At 61.7% G+C, this 4,420-nt stretch carries 4 protein-coding genes and 2 pseudogenes; 5 read left to right on the top strand and 1 reads right to left on the bottom strand.

The window, feature by feature from the left end:
* Window positions 1–217: 217 nt before the first annotated feature.
* A pseudogene (locus ACFYTE_RS42145) lies at window positions 218–973 on the top strand (polymorphic toxin-type HINT domain-containing protein); the annotation flags it as partial.
* A gap of 2 nt (window positions 974–975) precedes the next feature.
* Entirely contained in the window at window positions 976–1,545 is a 570-nt protein-coding gene (locus ACFYTE_RS42140) for a hypothetical protein (RefSeq protein ID WP_388722591.1), read from the top strand.
* A 163-nt stretch (window positions 1,546–1,708) separates the two neighbouring features.
* On the opposite strand, the pseudogene ACFYTE_RS42135 reads toward ACFYTE_RS42140, so the two are convergent.
* Window positions 1,709–2,423: pseudogene (locus ACFYTE_RS42135) on the bottom strand (tyrosine-type recombinase/integrase); the annotation flags it as partial.
* 113 nt (window positions 2,424–2,536) lie between these two features.
* On the opposite strand from ACFYTE_RS42135, the gene ACFYTE_RS42130 reads away from it, so the two are divergent.
* The 3 genes from ACFYTE_RS42130 to ACFYTE_RS42120 all read left to right on the top strand — a co-directional run bounded on the left by ACFYTE_RS42130 (window position 2,537) and on the right by ACFYTE_RS42120 (window position 4,069).
* On the top strand, window positions 2,537–2,728 hold the full coding sequence (locus ACFYTE_RS42130) for a hypothetical protein (RefSeq protein ID WP_388722589.1): 192 nt from the start codon (window positions 2,537–2,539) through the stop codon (window positions 2,726–2,728).
* The gene (locus ACFYTE_RS42125; RefSeq protein ID WP_388722588.1) at window positions 2,725–2,967 is read left to right on the top strand and encodes a colicin D domain-containing protein; all 243 of its coding nucleotides are present in this window, start codon (window positions 2,725–2,727) and stop codon (window positions 2,965–2,967) included. Before ACFYTE_RS42130 ends, ACFYTE_RS42125 begins: the two co-directional genes overlap by 4 nt.
* 823 nt (window positions 2,968–3,790) lie before the next feature.
* Window positions 3,791–4,069, top strand: coding sequence for a hypothetical protein (locus ACFYTE_RS42120; protein WP_388722586.1), 279 nt, complete (start codon window positions 3,791–3,793; stop codon window positions 4,067–4,069).
* The last annotated feature ends 351 nt before the right edge of the window (window positions 4,070–4,420 follow it).

The raw sequence follows: 4,420 nt of genomic DNA, 5'->3' as shown, positions 1-4,420 counted from the left end.
TCTCGACAGGCTTCACGGTCTCCAACTCCACGGCGGTGTCAGTCACTTGACGTCTCTCCCATGATCGTCAGATCCGCCGTTAGATTTACACTCCCTCGACACCTGCCCGATCTGCGGCAACATCGGTCTCGACGTGGTGCTCTCCCTGCCCATGGGCAGGACGTTCAGGCTCGGGAAGGGAGCCGGCGGCTCTGCAGCCGTGGCGAAGCGGCTCGACTGCATGTGCTTCCTTGCGGGCACGGACGTCCTCCTGGCCGATGGGTCCACCAAGGACATCGAGGACGTCGGGGCCGGTGACAAGGTCTTGGCGACCGACCCGAAGACCGGCAGGACGGCCCCCAAGAAGGTCACCCGTCTCATCCGGACCGAGGGTGACAAATACTTCAATGAACTGTCCATCGCCGCCGAACACGGCATCGAGAAACTCACCGCCACGGAAGGAGACCCCTTCTGGTCCCCGTCGCAGCAAGGCTGGATCCACGCGGGGCAGCTCAAGCCGGGGATGACACTGCGGACGGAGGACGGCGACACGGTCGTCGTGACAGCCAACCGCCCATTCACCCGGCATGCTCGAACGTACAACCTGACTGTCGAGGGCTTGTACACGTACTATGTGCTGGCGGGGGCTACGCCGGTCCTGGTGCATAACTCCACTCCGTGCGGCCCCGATTTGGATGCTCTTTCGCAGAGTGGGATGCGTCCAGCGAAGGGGAATACGACTCATGCGGGGCGCGAGTATCAGAAACATATGAATCGCGGGGATCTGCCTGTGGTTCCAGGGAAGCAGTTGAAGTCTGCCGGCCAGGACCTGTTGGACGACATTCTGACCAATCCGAAAACTGCTACATCTCCTGTAAATTCCGGCAACTTCGCTGGCGGGACGCGATATATCATGCCGGACCCGGCCGGTGGACGCGGGATCGGGGCAACCTTCGATGCTAATGGCCAGTTTCAGTACTTTGGGCGGTATTAGAAATGTTGGTAATCAACCCGTGGGCTGCTCTGGCCCATGGCGGTGCTGGGATCGCTGAACTCCGGGAGGCTGTCTCGGGCGAGGTTGTGACAACGGTTCGCTACGTGGTGCCGCGGGGGGAGGGCTGGCCCGAAGGGCATAGGGAAGATCGTGCTCACGAAGTCGACATGGCCGTTGAGCTGGGCATGGAGAGTGGGGCCGTGCTGGTTCTGTCCTGGGCAATGGATGGCGTCAACGAAGGCATGGCGATTGAATACAGGAGTCCCGGAGAATCGGGCACCAGTCTGCCCGGAGACCCCATCGACGTGAGTGGCCACGTCGATTGGGAGGGGTTCTTGGGTGTGCCGATCGTGAGTGTCAGAATCGCCTGGCATATCCCTAACGAGGGATGCCCAGAGATGCCTTGGGCCTACAACTTCGGGTTCTCTGATGAGTCGAGTATAGTCGTTGCGCTAGGTGAGGCTGAGGGTGCGGGATTCACGTATATGCCTGATGCCCTGCTCGTGATCTTCGATAAGAGCCTTGCGGCCGCGTACAAGATCCCGGCAAGTGCCACTTCTTCGTGCGGGTAGATTGCATCGGGATACATGGTTCGATGCTCCCGGGTTCTCGTTTCGGCTCTTCTAATTCCTGGGCGAAGTAATTCCTGGGGAAAGAAAGAAGAGAAAGGGGCCCCACCGGAGTGATCTCCGGTGGGGCCCCTGCCGCCGTTTGACGGCAACGGTGACGGCAACGTCAGCGGACGACGGCTGTGGTAGGTGGGCCGTCGGGGGCGTCGGTCGGGCCGATGACGGTGCCGAGAGTGTCGATGGCCTGGCGCTGGAGGCGGAGTCGGACGTGGGCGTAGACGCCGGCGGTGACGCCGATGTGCGCGTGGCCGAGGAGTTCCTTGATGACGACGAGGTCGACGCCCTGTTCCAGGAGTAGGGCCGCGGTCGAGTGCCGGAGATCGTGGAAGCGGGTCGTTCGGAGTCCGGCGCGGCGGAAGCGGCGGCTCAGGTTGGTGGGGTCGAGCGGCCTGCCCTTCGGGGTGGTGAAGACGAGTCCGTTGTCTGTCCAGCCCGTTCCTGCCGCCTGGCGCTCTTCCTGCTGCCGTTCCTGGTGGATCTTGAGGGAGTTGAGGCATTTGGTGGGGAGGATGCGGCGTCCAGAGGCGAGGGTCTTGGTGTTCAGGACGGTCAGCCCCTGACTGCGGGTGCGCTGGAGGGAGCGGTGAATGGTGGCGGTGCCGCCGTCGAGGTCGAGATCTTCCCAGTGGAGGCCGAGGAGTTCGCCCTTGCGGAGTCCGGTGCGCAGGGCGAGTTCGTACAAGGCAGAGAGCCTGTCGTCGCTGGCCGTCTGGAGGAACTGCCTGGCCTCGACCGCTGTGAGAGGTTGGAAGCGCCGGGGGCGGGGGCGCGGCGGTCTTGACATTGCGGGCGACGTTCCGCGGAAGCTCGTCTTTGCGGACACGTCGCCCCGATCACCCGGGCCGAGCCGACCACCGCCACGGTCGACACCCTGACGGGATCCGCGACCGTCACCGTCCGCCACACGTGGGAGCTGCGGACCCAGAGCAACACCATGCACCGGCACTGGATGCTCCCCTCGGGCGACGAGGCCCGAGACGAGATCCGCAGGCGCGTCCTGTTCCCCCGCGAGCTGGAGCGCTACGCGCAGGGCGCCGGCTTCGAGGTCCTGGACATGAACGACGGCACAGGAACAGGGCTTACCGGCCCCACGGCGTACACGGTGGCGCAATACACCCGGCGATGACCGGCAGGGCGAGAAACGGCACCAGCACCAGCCGCCCGACTCCTGACGAGTTCGTGAAGAACCCGGGAATGCGGCAAATCAAGGGTACATATAGGGGGCAGGCCGCTATCCACTACGTGGACGACCCTGGGCTGCATACGTCATTTGCCGCGAACGGTCCGAATGTCGGGGAGTATCTTGGCGGGTGGCGATCCTCAGGTGATCAGCTGACCTACCTGCTGCGGGATGGGAAGGTGTAGCCATGGGCCGCCTTCGCGAGAGCTGCGATCCGAAGAGAGATATCCGTGAATATTGAATTGACAGACGACCAAGTGCTCGTCCTATCCGACTGGATGGACCGCGTTATGCATCGACAAGATTTTGCGGTGCTAGTCGACGATCGTGCTGTTTGGTCTGCTCTTTTCAAAATCAGCGGGTCGTTGGAGGTACAGTTGTCATCGATCTTCGATTCTTCATACTCTGAACAGTTGGATTCTGCCCGTCAGCGGCTAATTGGCGAGCTTGGGGAATTCGGTGAGCGATGAATTGCCGCACGTGCCGTCATAGCCAGATAGCGGGCCATGACGGCAACGGTGACGCAGCGGCAACCGGAGCGGACATCAGCGCACGCCAGCAGACGGCGACGCACTGACATTTCACGGCCGACCTGCGAAAACCCAGCTCGGAAGAGCCCGGCCTCCACACGTACGATGTGCTGGCGGGGACCACGCCCGTCCTCGTTCACAACACGGGACCTGGCTGCGGTCTGACGGCGGAAACCCTGGATCAGGCGTGGCCGACTTGGAATACGCCAGCGAATCTTGAGCACGTGATGACCCGGCCAAGCATGGGTTTGGTGATCTAGTGACTGAGACCGGAGGTCGAGAGGAAGCCCTTCGTTCGATCATGGATAGTCTTCATGGCGCTACGGACTTGCCAGCTGCGGGAAGGTATGAGGTAAATCGAGAAATCGAGGGGGAGACGGTAACGATTCGAGGAGCCGTTAGGAATGGAGTCCCCAGGCTCGGCACGGCATTCATTCCTGGAAAGTTCCCCGGTTAGGAGGATCCCTTCGGGTGCTCCATGAGCGGCCTGAAGTGCAAAGAATACTTTCTGCTATCGCCCCGCAGGGGCGACTACCTGGAGGCTCCTTCCGTGCCTGTTGCGATCATTCCTCGTTCCATGAGCTCAGACGAGAGGGCTGTAGTTGAGCTGATCCTCGCCAATGAATTCCCTGGCGCAGCTGAACTGCGGGCTCAAGTCGACTTTGTGCAGGTGGTTGCAAAATGGGGGGTAGATTCAGCCAGCGTCGACCTGCTGGTGCTGGAAGGAGCCCCTCGCTCGCCGGAGTCACCGGCGTGATTCCGGTGGACGCAACGGTTATGGACGAAACGGCTTCACTGTTTGGGGAGATCCTCCTCTGGGCTACCGATGGATATCTCTCGGCAATCGAATACGCTTGGTATGGGAATGAGCCGCCGAGTGCCCTTCCGGATATTGCAATGATCACCGTCGACGTGCGAGCTTAATCTGGTCGTTTACATGCGCTTCACCACTTCGGCGCGTTGAACTTCACGCGTTGAGGCAGCGATTAAAATCGCGGAATTGGACCTTGCCTCTTACAGCAGCTAACACAAAGAGGTGGGTCGGAGCCGATGGCCGTGTCCGGGGCGGGAGTTGACCGTTCGTTCCGGTGTGGGGACATCGCCGTGG

It is taken from the genome of Streptomyces sp. NPDC004629, assembly GCF_042873595.1.
Lineage (GTDB): Bacteria > Actinomycetota > Actinomycetes > Streptomycetales > Streptomycetaceae > Streptomyces.
Note: the sequence above shows the minus strand (reverse complement) of the source record. Positions and strands in the feature narration are given on the sequence as shown.

Bases quoted from the DNA above. Each gene is read 5' to 3' on its own strand.
- ACFYTE_RS42125 (WP_388722588.1), top strand. From the start codon at position 2,725: ATGACCGGCAGGGCGAGAAACGGCACCAGCACCAGCCGCCCGACTCCT.
- ACFYTE_RS42120 (WP_388722586.1), top strand. From the start codon at position 3,791: ATGAGCGGCCTGAAGTGCAAAGAATACTTTCTGCTATCGCCCCGCAGG.
- ACFYTE_RS42140 (WP_388722591.1), top strand. From the start codon at position 976: ATGTTGGTAATCAACCCGTGGGCTGCTCTGGCCCATGGCGGTGCTGGG.
- ACFYTE_RS42130 (WP_388722589.1), top strand. From the start codon at position 2,537: ATGCACCGGCACTGGATGCTCCCCTCGGGCGACGAGGCCCGAGACGAG.